The following is a 15,229-nucleotide window of genomic DNA, read 5'->3' as shown; positions in this document are numbered from 1 at the left end:
TCAGCTTCACTTTCTTACGAAAGATCCACTAATAAAATTTTGTTGACGTTTCTGCTTTGTTTAGTTTTCAAAGAACTATTTTTTTGTGACAGAACAACAGCTTATCACGCCGCCTCGATAAAGTCAAATGTTATTTTAAAATAACTTTCTTCAATAAATCAGCGAGGTTATTATCATATCATTCGTTGTCATACTTGTCAACTGGTGAAGGAATTTTCCTGAGAATTTTATAACCTCGTTCGCAATGCCCTCATCAGATTTACTATATTACTATCATATATAAGTAAAGTCAACTACTATTCTAATAATAATTAAATTAATTACTTCGATCACAATATAACAGCTGTAGATACTGATACTACAAAACGACAGGCTGATAATATACAATGATGCAAAGATTAACTATGGTGTCAGGCACCACTTAAGGAAGGTAATTGTATGACAAATATTAAAGATTTGGCGAAGATGGCTGGTGTATCTGTAACCACTGTTTCTCGAGTGTTAAATAAGCATCCGTATGTAAGTGAGGAAAAACGGAAAGCTGTGCAGGAAGCCATTCAACAAAGTAATTACCAACAAAACATTAACGCCGTCCATTTAAGTATGGGGAAAACGTTTCTTATTGGTGTGGTTGTTCCCTTTATCGATCACACTTACTTCGCCATGTTAATAAAAGGCATAGCCAATGAAGCGTTAAAAAACAATTACAATTTGGTATTATTTCAAACTAACTATATAGAAAGCCGAGAATTAGAAGCCATGCAAATGCTAAAGCAAAAGCAGATTGATGCATTAATTATTTGTTCAAGAATATGTACTTGGAGCACAGTAGAAGCGTATTTACCATATGGACCCATTATTTTATGTGAAGATACCAGAGGCAAGATGGTGTCCTCCACGTATGTGGATCACTATAAAAGCTTTATTTTTGCATTAAAATACCTATACACAAAAGGTCATCGTAAAATTGGGTATTGTATTGGAAGAAACTCAGGAACGAACAGCAGAAATAGAAAGGCGGCATTTATGGACTTTTGCGCGGACTACCAGTTGTCTTATGAAGCTGATTATATTTTTGAGCAATCTCTACATTTTGAAGATGGAGAACGAGTAATTGAGCGAATTAAACAAATGACTCACCCGCCAACAGCCTTGTTAGTCACTAGTGATGAGGTTGCAGCAGGGATTGTTACCTGCGCACAGACTCAAGCTTTTTCGATCCCTCGTGACCTGGCTCTCATCGGATTCAATAATCAGCCCATCGCAAAAATGATGAATATTACGACCATTGAAATCCCGCTTGTGGAAATAGGGAGAAAATTATTTCTCCAAGGGTTAAGTGATACAAAAGAGCCTTATTATCAGGAAATACCCGTGACATTAATTGAACGGCAAACTGTCTAATCTCTTTATTTATCGATATATCGAACCTGGTCCTGTACGAAATTCTAGGTTTTCATTAGCTACCGAAATAAACTTACATTAACTTTCTTGACCTGAAACGCGTTTCATAAATTATTCTTTCCTTGCAGGAAAATCACAACACGAGCCGGCGTGATCCGAAAACGGAGCGTAACGGCAGTGTTGTGTTTGACAGGGGGAAGAACAATGGAAAAACTAATTGTATTTTTCGATATTGATGGAACATTACTTAATGAGGATAAAATCATTCCGGAATCAACAAAGACCGCCGTTCGTTTACTCCAAGATAAAGGAATCCATACAGTTATTGCGACTGGTCGTGTACCGGAAATGTTTTATTGGATCCGAAAGGAATTAAATATTGATTCATACGTATCCATGAATGGACAATACGTCGTATATAATGGGAAAGAAATTTATTCGAATCCGATGAATCCGAATCGGCTTCATTCATTATCCCTGAGGACAGCAGAAAACGGCGATGCCTTGGCCTACTGCAGTGATCAAGATATTAAGGTAAGTGCATCCAATCATCCGTTAATTGAAAGTAGTTTCGACACTTTAATGATGACCTATCCTGAGGTCAATCATCATTTTTATAAACAAAAGCCTATCTACCAAGGACACTTATACTGTGATACTAGTAATCACCAGCTGTATGTCGATCTCTTTCCTGATTTTGATTTTGTGAAATGGCATGAATACGCCTACGATATTCTTCCAAGGGGGGCTTCAAAAGCTATTGGAATTCAGGCGCTGTTAAAAGTTTTAAATATAAATAATGAGAATTGCTATGCTTTTGGGGACGGACTGAATGACTTGGAGATGTTGTCTTCAGCCGGCACTGGAATTGCGATGGGGAATGCTGTTCCTGAAGCAAAGGCTGTTGCGGATATCGTCACTACCTCATCTTCACAAAACGGAATTTTTAACGGGCTTATTCAGGTTGGCCTATTGGAGGAAAAGCTGAAGAAAATCATATAATTGGATATTTTTAAAGGGACTCCTGTCGATTGGAGTCCCTTATTTTTTTTGACGAATAGAGCATACTAAAATTTGTCAGGCTTAGTCTGCATTGTACTAAGAAAAATTATAGATAATATGGGTTGACCTAAAATAGGTCTAGAGTTATAATCCAAACATAAGTTTAATTTTTAAACAAAAGTTTACGAATGCGTTTATTTTAACCAAACATACATCATAAGGGGGAACTTATTTTGAAAAAACAAAAAGTGGGAATTGCACTATCACTCGTTCTTGCTACAGGGGCAATATTAGGTGCTTGTGGAAAAAGCAATAACAACCAAGGTAAAGAAAATGCAAAAAACAGCTTTTCAGTAGCAATGGTGACAGACATCGGCGGTGTTGATGACAAATCCTTTAACCAATCATCTTGGGAAGGTCTCAAAAGTTTCGGGGAAGAAAACGGTATGAAAAAAGGTAAAGGCGGCTACGATTACCTTCAATCTAAATCAGATGCCGATTATACAACGAACTTAAACAAACTTGCCCGTGAAGGATTTGACTTAGTTTATGCGATTGGCTTCTTGATGCCGGCAGCAGTTGAAGAAATTGCAAAACAACAAAAAGATTCTAAATTCGCAATCGTTGACGCTGAAGTAAAACAGCCAAACGTTGCAAGTATTCTTTTCAAAGAGCAAGAAGCTGGATTCCTCGCGGGAATAGCAGCGGCTAATACAACAAAGTCGAACCATATCGGATTTATTGGCGGCATGGAAATCCCTGTAGTTGAACGTTTCGAAGCTGGTTTCTTAGCCGGTGTTAAAGCGGCCAAACCAGAGGTAAAAGTGGACGTGCAATATGCAGGTGCGTTTGACAAGGCCGAACTTGGGCAATCTATCGCTTCAAAAATGTATTCTTCTGGAGCGGACGTTATCTTTCACTCAGCAGGGGCAACCGGTGTCGGTCTATTCAAAGAGGCCAATGACCGGAAGGCAAAGGATCCCAGCAAGGAATATTGGGCAATTGGTGTAGACCGTGACCAAGCTGACATGGGTCCGGATGTTGTCCTAACATCCGCTTTAAAACGCGTGGATATAGCTGTTAAAAACCTTGCAACAAAAACTAAAGAGGGTAATTTCCCTGGCGGCGAAGTTGCGTTATATGGTTTAGCAGAAGATGGTGTTGGCTTAGCCCCTATTAATGCAAAAGCAGCAAACAAAGCAGCTACCGAAGCCGCCATCAAAGAATGGGTTGAAAAGATTAAATCAGGTGCAGTAAAGGTCCCTGAAACACGTAAAGAATTAAAAACTTTTAGTCCAAAGTAATCGTACAAGGAATGTACAAGATTAAATGGGGTGAGTTTGTGCCTGAAGAAATGAATGATAAAGAACAATGGATTATCGATTTAATACGTAAGAACCCCTATGTTTCTCAACAGGAACTGGCCGAGATATTAGGATTATCCCGGCCTTCCATTGCAAATATTATTTCTGGTTTAATTAAAAAGGGTAATATTCTAGGAAGAGCTTATATTTTAAATGAATCGCAACAGGTTATTTGTATAGGCGGGGCTAATATTGACCGTAAATTCCATATCAAAGAAAAAGCCCAGTTAGGTACTTCCAATCCGATTTACGCTACTCAAAATGCAGGCGGGGTTGCCCGGAATATCGCTGAAAACCTAGGGCGGCTCGGGATGGACGTATCATTAATTTCTACAAGCGGCGCTGATAAGGACTGGTCTGTCATTGAAGATTCATCATCTCTTTACATGAACTTAGAAACCGTCACGCAATTCCCTGAAAAATCAACAGGTTCCTACACGGCTGTTTTAGATGCTACCGGTGAACTAATTATTGCGTTAGCGGATATGGAAGTGTACGAGGCAATTACACCTGATTTACTGCGTAAACATGATGTTCTACTGAGTCGCTCAAAATGTATAATCGTCGATTTAAACTGTCCGAAAGAAGCGATTCAATTCTTGTGTTCTTTTGCCTATAGCCATGATTTACCGATTGTGTTAATACCTGTTTCATCACCAAAGATGAATCGGTTACCGGATAATTTAGACGGTGTTACCTGGCTCATTACGAACCGGGATGAATCTGAAACATACTTCCAAATGGAAATCAAGGATGAGGAAGATTGGAAGAACGCAGTGGGCAAATGGCTGGCACTAGGGATAGCCAATGTCGTAATTACGAATGGAAAACAAGGCTCGATGATTGGTAATAAAAAAGAGGGAATTTTTCATGTTCCTCCTATTGAAGTTGATGAAGTCATCGATGTAACAGGTGCGGGAGACGCTTTTTCCTCCGCTGTTATTTACTCTTGGTTAGAGGGGAAATCATTGATTGAAATTGCTAATACCGGGAGTATGAATGCTTCTAAAACCCTACAATCATCTTATACAGTAAGACAGGATTTATCAGCAGAACAACTACAAAAAGACATGGAGGAATTATCTTGAAACAATACATTACATTATCAGAAGAAGTACGTATCGCCAAGGAACAAGGAAAACCAATCGTTGCCTTAGAATCGACAATTATCTCTCACGGTATGCCATACCCACAAAACGTCCAAACAGCACGTGAAGTAGAGCAAATTATCCGTGATAACGGAGCAGTACCGGCAACTATCGCGATCATTGATGGAAAAATTAAAGTTGGCTTATCTGACGAAGAGCTAGAAATGTTCGGAAAAAGTTCTGGAGTAGCAAAAGTATCAAGACGCGATATAGCTTATTTGATTGCGACAAAACAGCTGGGTGCCACAACCGTTGCAGCTACAATGATTTGCGCTGAGTTAGCAGATATTCATATCTTCGTAACCGGAGGTATTGGCGGGGCTCACCGCGGTGCCGAGACTACCATGGATATCTCTGCAGACCTAGAAGAACTAGGACAAACAAAGGTGGCCGTCATTTGTGCAGGTGCTAAATCGATTCTAGATTTAGGGTTAACAATGGAATATCTTGAAACAAAAGGTGTACCTGTTATTGGTTATCAAACCGATGTACTCCCTGCTTTCTTTACACGCACAAGCGAATTCCCGTTAAACCTGCGTGCGGATGATGTGGATTCAATCGCCTCCACTTTAAAAGTACAATGGGATTTAGGTCTTAAAGGCGGCGCTGTCATTGCGAATCCGATTCCTGAAGAACACGCCATGGATGAGCAATTTATTAATGGCATCATTGAAACAGCATTAAAAGAGGCAGATGAACGCAAAATTGCCGGTAAAGATGTAACACCGTTCATGCTTGGCAAAGTGAAAGAACTAACTGAAGGCAAGAGCTTGGAGGCAAACATTGCTTTAGTTAAAAACAATGCCGTTGTCGGAGCTCAAATAGCTGTAAGTTTTAATGGCTTGAAATAAGAAGTAGATAAACTTTTATAGGCAGCTGCCACTTGTACTTGCTTGCAGATTCAATCTAGCTTCTAGAATAAAACAAAAGGTATGAAACCAGATTAGGTTTCATACCTTTTGTTGCTTAAAATTTAGGTTTTAGCCCTATTAACGGCAATCAAGCCATGAACTCTTTTAGCCTATCCTTTGTTTCGGAATCAGCAAAGCTTGCTTTAACACTATTAAGGTAAATTTGCTTATAGTCATCTTCACTTATATTGAATTCTTTAAATACAATGTTACATTCATTCGCCATCGTTGTATCAGATACCGTTCGGTTATCTGTATTTACAGTTACCTTTATTCCATCTTTATGAAACTGATAGATTGGATGTTCACGGAACTGGTTTACTGCTTTGGTCTGAACATTACTTGTAGGGCACATTTCAAGCACGACCTGCTTTTCCTTCACGATGTTATATGCCTCAGGACAATCCTTGATAAATACGCCGTGTCCAATTCTTTCTGCACCCAATAATTCAACAGCCTCTAATACATTCTTTCCAACGCCCGTTTCACCCGCATGGATTGTTACTCTATATCCATATTGTCTAGCTAAGGCAATCGGTGCCACGAATTTTCCACAAAACCCTTCCTCTTCTGATGCACATAAGTCGATGGCCACTACACCTTCTCCAAGGAATTTCTTCCCCTTCTCTACGACCTCAAAAGCACTGTCCACAGACATGGTCCTCATGCAGGAAAGAATCAAGTTTCCCTTTATATCAAATAGCTTTTCGGCATCTTTCATTCCAGCTAAGACGCTTTGGATGATCTCTTCAACATCTAATCCTCCAACCGTATGAAGGAGTGGAGCAAATCTTACCTCCATGTATTTCACATTTTCCAGTGCCGCATCCTCAAAAAGTTCAAAGGTAATCCTTTTAAGATTTTCTTTTGATTGCATTACCAAATTAGGGATAGAAAATTTCTCTAAATATTCATCAAGGGATTCACATTCTATTGGCGCAATAAGCTCGTTTTGAATGCCCTCTATTTCCATGGAGGGTAAGCTGATTCCCTCTCTCTTTGCGATATCAATAATTGTTTTAGGTCTAAGACTACCATCTAAATGGCAGTGAAGTTCAATTTTGGGTAAAGTTGAGAAATTCATTTTGGGGTTACCTCCTAGTATTTTTGTAAAAAAAAAATTCCTGATTACGAAGAAAATACAAATACATGTACCTTCTTCGTAATCAGGAATTTATAGGTTCCTGGTAGAGACCTCCAAACCATATCATTGGAGTTATACGAAAGTATTATTAAATTACTACTGCTCAAGAATAATAAATTTTATTATTAATGTCAAGCGATTAAAGGATGGAATAAAACCCGGAAAATATGCCCAAATATGCCCTATCAGGAAGTATCTTACTTATTTTTATAAAAACGCTCTCTTACTCTTTTCAATCGGGCGTGATATTTCAGAATGTCCAGTCTGGCTTTTTCTGCCTCCGGTGCAATTGGCCTTAATTTTTCCAACTCCCAATAATCAACAATCACATCTAAAACTTGATCAAAGTATTCCAGTGGACCATAGTTTGCTTCTTTGGCAATTATCGCCATCCGATCTTCAAAGTCAGGCATGACAGTACCGGGCATTTGGAAGTTTTTTATAACATGTCCTAAATGATAACAGTAATTAGGTTCCAATTGCAGATGATATTTAATCACATCACGGTAAAAGGCATAATGCAACGTTTCATCCTTTGCCAGCCGGCGAAGCAGGCTTGCTAAATCCTTATCATGGGCCCCCGCTACTTTCGCCACATTATTATAGAAGACCATGGTTGCTAACTCTTGGAGCGAGGTATAGACCATCGTTTCAAACGGCGTATGGTAATCAGGATTCCAGCCATTCTCAACCGTTTGTTTGTGCAATTGGTGAAGGCGCTTTGGATCTACATTGCGTGTTATTAGTAGATACGTCTCAAGCAGATTGGAATGCTGGTCTTCCTCTGAAGTCCAAGTATGGACAAAATCTTTAATAACCGTTAAAGACCCCTTAAACGTTTGATCTAGATGAGAGGTAAACCACGGCAAATTCACTTCGGTTAACAGGGCCGTTTCAACCGCAGTAACAATGGATGCAGGCAGTGTAACCTGGCTTTCCTCCCAAGGCACCCGCCTGAAGTCCATTGCCTTATCCCATGGTAAGAAATCATGATAACCCCAATCTACTTTCTCAGACCGCTTTTTATGTTCTTCATATAAATCAATTAGTTTAGGCTCTAATCTAAAGTCCAAATCATTTGTTAACATCGTAGTCCCCCGTTGTTGTAGAATTCGTTAGTTTACCATACAAATGCTCCAAAGGTGAAAATACTCCCCTTTATATACCCATTTAACTTTCCGTGGATACACAATCTTTGGTACCATTCTTTTATATCAGATATTAGCACCTGCTACTAAATTGATTATAACACAACTATTCTGAATTTTACTAACAAAATACTTTCCTTTATCTTCATTTAAGCCGCACACAACGAGCAAGAATTCCATTTCGTTCCTTTGCTGGCAAATTTCATGGGGACTGGTGCTTTTCCTGATTCTTACAAAGTCTTTACACTCTTTTAACGTTAACTTAAGAAAAAATTCGCGATTCCCTTATACAATTAAAATAAATAATTCTTTTGGAGGGATTGGATGCAGATTACCGTAACTGGAGCAGAATATCTAGGGCAAGTCACAAGTGCGTGGTTAGAAGAATTAGAGCCTAGGGTGTGTATAGACATTCAGAAAGAGGAAAATATCCGAAATGATGTGACTGTTTATACAAAAAGAACCTTTCCAGTCGGTATTAACGAACTTATCCAACTAATTATCAAGAGAAGCAAGCCTCCTAACCTCTAACTTGCATTTATAATGTTCGGCCAAACCAATGGTTGAGGATGATTAATTTTAAAAAAGGGGAAAAAACTATTATGAGAATGTTTCATTTGATTTATGGCTTCGAGTGCCGATTATTTCAGCAGGTTAACAGCCATTTTGATAATAAGCTATTAAATCTTTTTTTCCGCACGATCACACACCTTGGCGGGGCAAGATTTACGATCACAGTAGCCTTGCTGCTTCTAATGTGTTCGCCACGAGAGACCCGATTGATTGCCATTGCCAGCGCACTAGCTTTATCAACAAGTCATATACCTGTACATTTTGTAAAGTTGCTGTTTCCCCGAAAAAGGCCCTATTTAATTATTGAAAAAACAAAGGTTCCTGCTAACCCTTTACAAGATCATTCTTTTCCTTCGGGGCATACAACCGCAATATTTTCCGTTGTGACGCCTTATATCTTATTCATACCTCAACTTGCTTTTGCTTTGATCCCGATTGGGCTTTGTGTAGCTATATCTAGAATTTACTTAGGTCTTCACTATCCTTCCGATGTGATTGCTGGAGGAATTCTAGGAACACTTACCGGGATCTTATGCTTTTGTTTAATGTGGTTATGAGATTGATTTAGGAGGGATATTATGAAGATTGCTATTTTCACAGATACCTATTATCCTGACATCAATGGAGTTGCAAAGACACTTAAACGATTAACGAACTATTTTGAAGAAAAGAGCATTGCTTATAAGATCTTTGCACCCAGCTCCTATTCCAACGAATATCACTCTCCAAATATTCATCTTTTAAAAAGCCGTTCCTTTTTCTTATACCCTGAATGCCGCTTAGCTTTTCCAAACCTTTTCGATATCAAGTCAGAATTACAAACTTTCTCTCCAGATATAATTCATGTGGCGACCCCTTTTAACGTTGGACTTTGCGGTGTTTATTTTGCTAAGAAATTAAATATTCCCCTTGTTGGATCCTATCACACCAACTTCAATCATTATTTACACTATTATGACCTGAATTTTCTATCAAAAATCCATTGGAAATACATGCACTGGTTCCATCGATCATGCAGAAAACTATTCGTTCCCTCCACTGAAACATTCCGACTGCTAAAGCAGAACGGGTTTTCCAACATAGAGGTTTGGCCTAGAGGCGTAGATTGCCAGCTTTATCACCCACACTATGATAAAAACTCTGTTCAGAAACTTCACAGCACACCTGAAAAATACCTACTGACCTATGTTGGCAGATTGGCACCTGAAAAAGATATCAAAACACTCCTTGCTGTCGCAAAATCAATCCCGGCAGAACTAAAAGAAAAATTACATTGGTTAATCGTAGGTGATGGTCCATTACGAAAGGAATTACAAGCCCAGTCGGAAAGTAATATGACCTTTACAGGATACTTAGTTGGAAAACACTTGGCCAAGGTCTATTCAGCATCTGACCTATTGGTTTTCCCGTCTCCTACCGAGACCTTTGGAAATGTTGTTCTTGAATCCCTTGCCAGCGGGACGCCTGTCATAGGTGCGAATTCCGGCGGGGTTAAGGATATTATTAACTCTGGGGTTACGGGGATTTTGTGTAAGCCGGGTCAGGTCCGGGAATTTAGAGATGCCATTGTTCAGCTCTTAACCAATGCTGAGTTGCGAGAACAGATGGGAATCGCCGGAAGAGAGTATGCATTAAAACAGGGATGGGATCAGATATTCGAGGATCTGAATTGGCAGTACAAGAGTGTTATTGAAGAACAAAACGGGCAAAAATATGCATAATTAATTTATATAAAAAAAGTGAAATAGAAGGAGAGCCTTCCATTTCACTTTTCTATTTTTACGGATTTACCTTAGCGTTAAATACTTGCTTACCGTCTTTATATTCTAAAACAGTTGCTGATTTGATTGGATTGTGGTCTTTATCAATCGTGATCTTACCTGTAATTAACGACAGATCTTTTGTTTGCTCTAATGCATCCTTAATTTTCACTGAATCCGTACTGCCCGCACGCTTAATCGCATCCGCTAATAGATAAACAGTGTCATAGCCAAGTGCATTAAAGGCGTTAGGAGATTCACCATTGAACTTTTCTTTATATGTTGTTACGAACTTTTGAATCGTTTTATCAGGATCTTCTGATGTGTAATGGTTCGTGATAAACGTGTTGTTTAACGCATCCTTACCAGCTAATTCTACTAACTTCGGTGAATCCCAGCCGTCAGCACCCATTAACGGAACAGTGATACCCAATTCACGAGCTTGTTTCACGATTAAACCAACTTCTTCATAGTAACCAGGAATAAAGATGAATTCTGGATTTTTTGACTTAATGCGAGTTAATGTTGCACGGAAATCTGTATCCTTGCCCACATAAGCCTCTTCAGCGACAACTTTACCGCCATCTTTTTCAAAGGTCGCTTTAAATGCAGATGCTAAACCTTTCGCATAATCGCTGGCACTGTCTGCAAAGATAGCTGCTTTTTTTAAGTTTAATTTATCCGCGGCAAAATTCGCTGCAACGATCCCTTGGAATGGATCAATATAGGAAGTACGGAAAACAAATTCGTTTAATTTTCCATCATCGCCAACTGTTACATTTGGGCTTGTCCCTGAAGGTGTTAAAAGAATTGTTTTTGTATCATTTGCGATCTGCGCTTGTGCTACTGTATTACCACTAGTCGCTGCACCAATAATGGCCGTTACTTTGTCTTGGCTTGTTAATTTAATAATACCGTTTGTCGCTTCTGCTGCCTCGGATTTGTTATCGACTTTAATGAGTTCTAGTTTTTTACCCTTTACTCCGCCAGCTTTATTAATCTCATCCACTGCAATATCGACACCGTTTTCGAGTGACTCCCCGTAAGAAGCAACCCCTCCGGATAACTCTAAGTTTACGCCCACTTTAATCGTTTTACTGTCACTTCCCGAACTTTTCGGTGCTCCTGAACAACCTGCAAGAACTCCGGCTAATAAAGCGGAAGCCATAAACATTTTTGCCCATTTCTTCTTCATCCTAAGGACCCCTTTTCTTTTATCTGATTTTTCTGACATATAACAACGCAGTTTGTTAGATTAACTGACAAACTAACTATTCAGTTAATGCCAAAGCTATTTAATAAATATTATTTTAGAACAATTTTATCGATTCGTCTAGTATATTTTTTATTTATTTAAATATTTCTGAAACTTACGATTCATCAGTATTTATGATAACGCTTTCGGTATCAGGTTCACTAAATAGTTATTCAAATCCTATATCACCTTTTTAAAAAAATTATTCTAAAATCAAAATAGGATTTCCTTGCCACTATTTACAAATAAATACAATTTCGAAGACGAGTATTTCAACAAGTAGGTCCTTTTGGAGAATAAAAGAGTGTCAGGCACCGCTCGTGTACATTTGTCCACGAGTGGTGCCTGACACCTGCCTTTATTCTTTTACAGACCCACCTAAAATTCCAGAGATGAATTGTTTTTGGAGCACTAAAAAGAAAATCATTATTGGAATCGTCGATAACGTGGTTCCTAGCATTAGCTGTCCGTAGTCAATCCGCGCCATCCCGATTAAACTAGATAATGCCACCGGAAGTGTGAACATTTCCTTTGAATTCAGAGTAATAAGCGGCCAAAGTAAGCTATTCCATTGGGACATAAATTGAAATATTGCCACGGCCGCCAATGTTGGTCTTGTTACTGGCAGAATAACTGAGAAGAAGATTTTCAATTCCCCTGCCCCGTCTACACGTGACGCCTCAATAATTGAGTCTGGAACCGCCTGCATATTTTGTCTCATTAAATAAATAGCAAATGGTGAGGCTAGACTTGGTAAAATGATTGCTTGATATGTATTTAACCAATTGAAGGAAACCATTAATTCAAACAACGGAATCAAGGTCACTTGAAAAGGGATCATTAAGGAAAACAATATAATAAAAAAGAAAAAGTTCTTCCCCTTAAATCGAAATTTCGCAAAAGCGTACCCGGCCATTGCACAAATAAATGTGCTGGCAATTGTATAAACTATCGCAATAAATATGGAGTTCCAAAATATTTTTGCGATGCCTAATGACTCATTTAGCGCCTGAAAGTTCTTTGCTAAGTAATCGCCAGGAAGGAGCTTAGGCGGGAGATGGAAAATCTCTCCAGAGGGAAGTGTGGAGCCAATCAGCATCCAATAAAATGGACCTATTGAAAGAATGACACCCAAGACCAATAAACAATAGATCCCTATTTTTGTAGAAAGCTTCTTCTGAGTAATCATTCTTCAATATCACCTACCAATTTCATTTGGATCCAGGAAACAAGCGCTGTTATAAGGACAAGCACATAAGCGATAGCTGACGCATATCCAAAGTCAAAAAATTTAAATCCTTGTTCATATAAATAAAGCGTAATCGTCATTGTTGCGCTATTAGGACCACCATGAGTTAATATGAAAGGCTCATCGAAAAGCTGAAGTGTTCCGATTGTCGACATAACTACGGTAAAAATAAATACAGGCTTTAAGAGCGGGATGGTAATCATAAAAAATTGCTTGACCTTACCGGCCCCATCTATACTCGCAGCTTCATAGAGTTCAGAGGGAATATTCTGTAATCCTGCTAAGAAAATAACCATGTTATAACCTGTCCATCTCCATGTCATAACCACAATCACAGAAACTTTTGCCCAAAAAGGCGTCGTCAACCAATGGATGGAGTCAATTCCCATAAAGGATAATAAATAATTTACTAACCCGAAATGTTCATCTAATAAAATCATAAAGACGATCGATGCTGCCACTAGCGCTGTAATCGCTGGCATAAAGAACGAAATCCTGAAAAATGCTTTAGCTTTTATTAAGGATGAATGAAGCCCCACGGCAATTACTAATGCTAGAAAGAGCATGATGGGAACTTGGATAATTAAAATTTCAAATGTATTCAATAGAGATTTATAAAAAATTGGATCATGGAATAAACGCGAATAGTTAGCCAAGCCAACAAAGGATTTCTCCACACCACGTACCTGTTGAAAACTAAGGAATAATGAAGAGATGACCGGATAAACGGTAAAGATTAATATAAAAACAAAAGCTGGTCCAATAAAAATGTACGGAGCACTTTTAGGAGTCAATAGATATTTTCTGTTTTTCACTCGAATGTTTGCAGTCGTTTCTGCTATTTTTTCAGCTTGAGCCACCCGATACACCTCCATGACTTAAAGAACTATTGAATGATAGAGCTGAAAAATGTTGGTTCCATTCAACCTTCACCATTCACCTTCCAGCTCTGTTATTATTCCTTATTTAATTTCATTTTCTAATTGTTTTTGAGCATCCGTTAGTGCTTTGTCGACTGATTTATTTTCAAGTAAGATCGCGGCTTGGGCATTAACTGTAATGGTGCTGGCCTTGGCAAAGTTCTCATTTAAATATATTTTCGGAACTTGACCGACAATATCAGCAAACCTTTTGAATACTGGACTATTATTGAAGTACTCACTATTTGCAGTAAATTGAGGTGCACTGTATGTTTCCTTTAAAGATGGGAATAGGCCATATTTTTCAAAACCTAGAAGCTGTGATTCTTGATCGGTTGTAAAGAATTCCGTAAACGCATAGGCTGCCGATTGATTTTTACTAGTTGAGGGAATTAACAAGGAGGATCCCCCCACATTAGCAAACCTCGCAGCTTCATCTGTAAAGCTCGGCAGATAAAATACATCCCATTTTCCCTTTAAATCTGGAGCCTGGTCCATAATGGTACCGGCATACCAAACACCATACGGAATCGTCGCCACACTGCCATTTACAGTTGCTGTCACAATCCCGTCCCAGCCATTATTATTTAAGATTAGATCCTCTTCATGGAACTTCTTGATTGTTGCCATTGCCCGTTTAGCTTCCTCAGATTGAAGATTTATTTTTCCATTTTTATCAAAATAAGAAACACCTTGCTGCTGCATCATCATTTGAAACACACCATCATAGTTGGCTATATCAATTGGTAATAGCTGTGCACCTGTGGCGTCTTTAATTTTCTTCCCAGCTGCAATATAGTCATCCCATGTTTTGATGGAATTCGGATCAACCTTTGCTTTTTCAAAGAAATCGACACGATAGAATACACCTGCAGGGCCGATATCCCACGGAGCGGCAATAAATTCTCCATCCTTTTTCTGTACGGATGCGACTTTAGCTGGATTGAATGAATCAGTGTACTTATTAAATCCAAGCTTGTTTAAATTTAAAAATCCTTCGGGGAATTGGTGAACATACCCTGGAATCCGTTCATCCTCCATTAGCACGACGTCCGGTAAGCCTGAACCTCTTGCGGCTAATCCAACTGTCAGTTTGTCATAGAGGTCGGAACTATTAAAATCTTCGACTTTCACTTTTACATCCGGATACTGTTTCTGAAACTTCTCAACGGATGCTTTCATTGTTGCTGCAGCGACATCCCAGCCCCAAACCGTTATGGTTCCTGATGGATGTTTTGAATCCCCTGTTTTTCCCTGATCACTAGTTGTTTTATTGGAGCAGGCAGCTAGTAGTAAAAGAAGCACGACTAGCATTAAAGACATGTACTTTTTCATGTTTCACTCCCCATTT

General features: G+C 38.8%; 14 protein-coding genes and 1 riboswitch. Of the genes, 8 read left to right on the top strand and 6 right to left on the bottom strand.

Going from position 1 to position 15,229, the window contains the following annotated elements; genetic code table 11:
• The first annotated feature begins 438 nt into the window (after positions 1–438).
• The 5 genes from BDR01S_RS17800 (at position 439) to BDR01S_RS17780 (ending at position 5,769) form a co-directional block, all read left to right on the top strand.
• The gene (locus BDR01S_RS17800) at positions 439–1,404 is read left to right on the top strand and encodes a LacI family DNA-binding transcriptional regulator (RefSeq protein WP_066250084.1); all 966 of its coding nucleotides are present in this window, start codon (positions 439–441) and stop codon (positions 1,402–1,404) included.
• Positions 1,405–1,608: 204 nt separating this feature from the next.
• The gene (locus BDR01S_RS17795; RefSeq protein WP_066250081.1) at positions 1,609–2,406 is read left to right on the top strand and encodes a Cof-type HAD-IIB family hydrolase; all 798 of its coding nucleotides are present in this window, start codon (positions 1,609–1,611) and stop codon (positions 2,404–2,406) included.
• A gap of 233 nt (positions 2,407–2,639) precedes the next feature.
• On the top strand, positions 2,640–3,710 hold the full coding sequence (locus BDR01S_RS17790; RefSeq protein WP_066250078.1) for a BMP family lipoprotein: 1,071 nt from the start codon (positions 2,640–2,642) through the stop codon (positions 3,708–3,710).
• 11 nt (positions 3,711–3,721) lie between these two features.
• Complete coding sequence (locus BDR01S_RS17785; protein ID WP_066250074.1) at positions 3,722–4,858, top strand: carbohydrate kinase; 1,137 nt, start codon at positions 3,722–3,724, stop codon at positions 4,856–4,858.
• Positions 4,855–5,769 (top strand): pseudouridine-5'-phosphate glycosidase, encoded by a 915-nt coding sequence (locus tag BDR01S_RS17780; protein WP_066250071.1) that lies wholly within the window; start codon positions 4,855–4,857, stop codon positions 5,767–5,769. The genes BDR01S_RS17785 and BDR01S_RS17780 overlap by 4 nt, the downstream gene beginning before the upstream one ends.
• A 148-nt stretch (positions 5,770–5,917) precedes the next feature.
• Here the strand turns inward: BDR01S_RS17780 and add are convergent, their stop codons facing one another.
• Entirely contained in the window at positions 5,918–6,913 is a 996-nt protein-coding gene (add, locus tag BDR01S_RS17775; protein WP_066250068.1) for an adenosine deaminase, read from the bottom strand.
• A gap of 59 nt (positions 6,914–6,972) precedes the next feature.
• Positions 6,973–7,073, bottom strand: a riboswitch (purine riboswitch).
• 97 nt (positions 7,074–7,170) lie between these two features.
• Entirely contained in the window at positions 7,171–8,061 is an 891-nt protein-coding gene (locus tag BDR01S_RS17770; protein WP_066250065.1) for an acyl-ACP desaturase, read from the bottom strand.
• A 384-nt stretch (positions 8,062–8,445) separates the two neighbouring features.
• Here BDR01S_RS17770 and BDR01S_RS17765 point away from each other — a divergent pair, with 384 nt between their 5' ends.
• The 3 genes from BDR01S_RS17765 to BDR01S_RS17755 all read left to right on the top strand — a co-directional run bounded on the left by BDR01S_RS17765 (position 8,446) and on the right by BDR01S_RS17755 (position 10,415).
• Positions 8,446–8,652: a hypothetical protein gene (locus BDR01S_RS17765; RefSeq protein ID WP_066250062.1), complete on the top strand. Its 207-nt coding sequence runs from the start codon at positions 8,446–8,448 to the stop codon at positions 8,650–8,652.
• Between the two features lie 71 nt (positions 8,653–8,723).
• A complete protein-coding gene (locus BDR01S_RS17760) occupies positions 8,724–9,251 on the top strand; it encodes a phosphatase PAP2 family protein (RefSeq protein WP_157406207.1) in 528 nt (175 codons plus the stop codon).
• Between the two features lie 21 nt (positions 9,252–9,272).
• Positions 9,273–10,415: a glycosyltransferase family 4 protein gene (locus BDR01S_RS17755; protein ID WP_066250060.1), complete on the top strand. Its 1,143-nt coding sequence runs from the start codon at positions 9,273–9,275 to the stop codon at positions 10,413–10,415.
• Positions 10,416–10,473: 58 nt separating this feature from the next.
• On the opposite strand, the gene BDR01S_RS17750 is transcribed toward BDR01S_RS17755, so the two are convergent.
• The 4 genes from BDR01S_RS17750 to BDR01S_RS17735 all read right to left on the bottom strand — a co-directional run bounded on the left by BDR01S_RS17750 (position 10,474) and on the right by BDR01S_RS17735 (position 15,213).
• On the bottom strand, positions 10,474–11,649 hold the full coding sequence (locus tag BDR01S_RS17750) for an ABC transporter substrate-binding protein (RefSeq protein ID WP_066250057.1): 1,176 nt from the start codon (positions 11,647–11,649) through the stop codon (positions 10,474–10,476).
• Between the two features lie 418 nt (positions 11,650–12,067).
• The gene (locus tag BDR01S_RS17745) at positions 12,068–12,898 is read right to left on the bottom strand and encodes a carbohydrate ABC transporter permease (protein ID WP_066250054.1); all 831 of its coding nucleotides are present in this window, start codon (positions 12,896–12,898) and stop codon (positions 12,068–12,070) included.
• Entirely contained in the window at positions 12,895–13,779 is an 885-nt protein-coding gene (locus BDR01S_RS17740; protein WP_374725418.1) for a carbohydrate ABC transporter permease, read from the bottom strand. The genes BDR01S_RS17745 and BDR01S_RS17740 overlap by 4 nt, the downstream gene beginning before the upstream one ends.
• Positions 13,780–13,920: 141 nt before the next feature.
• A complete protein-coding gene (locus BDR01S_RS17735) occupies positions 13,921–15,213 on the bottom strand; it encodes an ABC transporter substrate-binding protein (RefSeq protein ID WP_066250050.1) in 1,293 nt (430 codons plus the stop codon).
• Between the last annotated feature and the right edge of the window lie 16 nt (positions 15,214–15,229).

It is taken from the genome of Neobacillus drentensis NBRC 102427 (assembly GCF_001591445.1).
In the GTDB taxonomy this organism is placed as follows: Bacteria; Bacillota; Bacilli; order Bacillales; family Cytobacillaceae; genus Neobacillus; species Neobacillus drentensis.
The sequence above is the reverse complement of the archived record's forward strand: the minus strand, read 5'-3'. Positions and strand labels throughout refer to the sequence as shown.

Bases quoted from the DNA above. Each gene is read 5' to 3' on its own strand.
- BDR01S_RS17800 (WP_066250084.1), top strand. From the start codon at position 439: ATGACAAATATTAAAGATTTGGCGAAGATGGCTGGTGTATCTGTAACC.
- BDR01S_RS17795 (WP_066250081.1), top strand. From the start codon at position 1,609: ATGGAAAAACTAATTGTATTTTTCGATATTGATGGAACATTACTTAAT.
- BDR01S_RS17785 (WP_066250074.1), top strand. From the start codon at position 3,722: ATGTACAAGATTAAATGGGGTGAGTTTGTGCCTGAAGAAATGAATGAT.
- add (WP_066250068.1), bottom strand. From the start codon at position 6,913: ATGAATTTCTCAACTTTACCCAAAATTGAACTTCACTGCCATTTAGAT.
- BDR01S_RS17770 (WP_066250065.1), bottom strand. From the start codon at position 8,061: ATGTTAACAAATGATTTGGACTTTAGATTAGAGCCTAAACTAATTGAT.
- BDR01S_RS17765 (WP_066250062.1), top strand. From the start codon at position 8,446: ATGCAGATTACCGTAACTGGAGCAGAATATCTAGGGCAAGTCACAAGT.
- BDR01S_RS17760 (WP_157406207.1), top strand. From the start codon at position 8,724: ATGAGAATGTTTCATTTGATTTATGGCTTCGAGTGCCGATTATTTCAG.
- BDR01S_RS17755 (WP_066250060.1), top strand. From the start codon at position 9,273: ATGAAGATTGCTATTTTCACAGATACCTATTATCCTGACATCAATGGA.
- BDR01S_RS17750 (WP_066250057.1), bottom strand. From the start codon at position 11,649: ATGAAGAAGAAATGGGCAAAAATGTTTATGGCTTCCGCTTTATTAGCC.
- BDR01S_RS17745 (WP_066250054.1), bottom strand. From the start codon at position 12,898: ATGATTACTCAGAAGAAGCTTTCTACAAAAATAGGGATCTATTGTTTA.
- BDR01S_RS17735 (WP_066250050.1), bottom strand. From the start codon at position 15,213: ATGAAAAAGTACATGTCTTTAATGCTAGTCGTGCTTCTTTTACTACTA.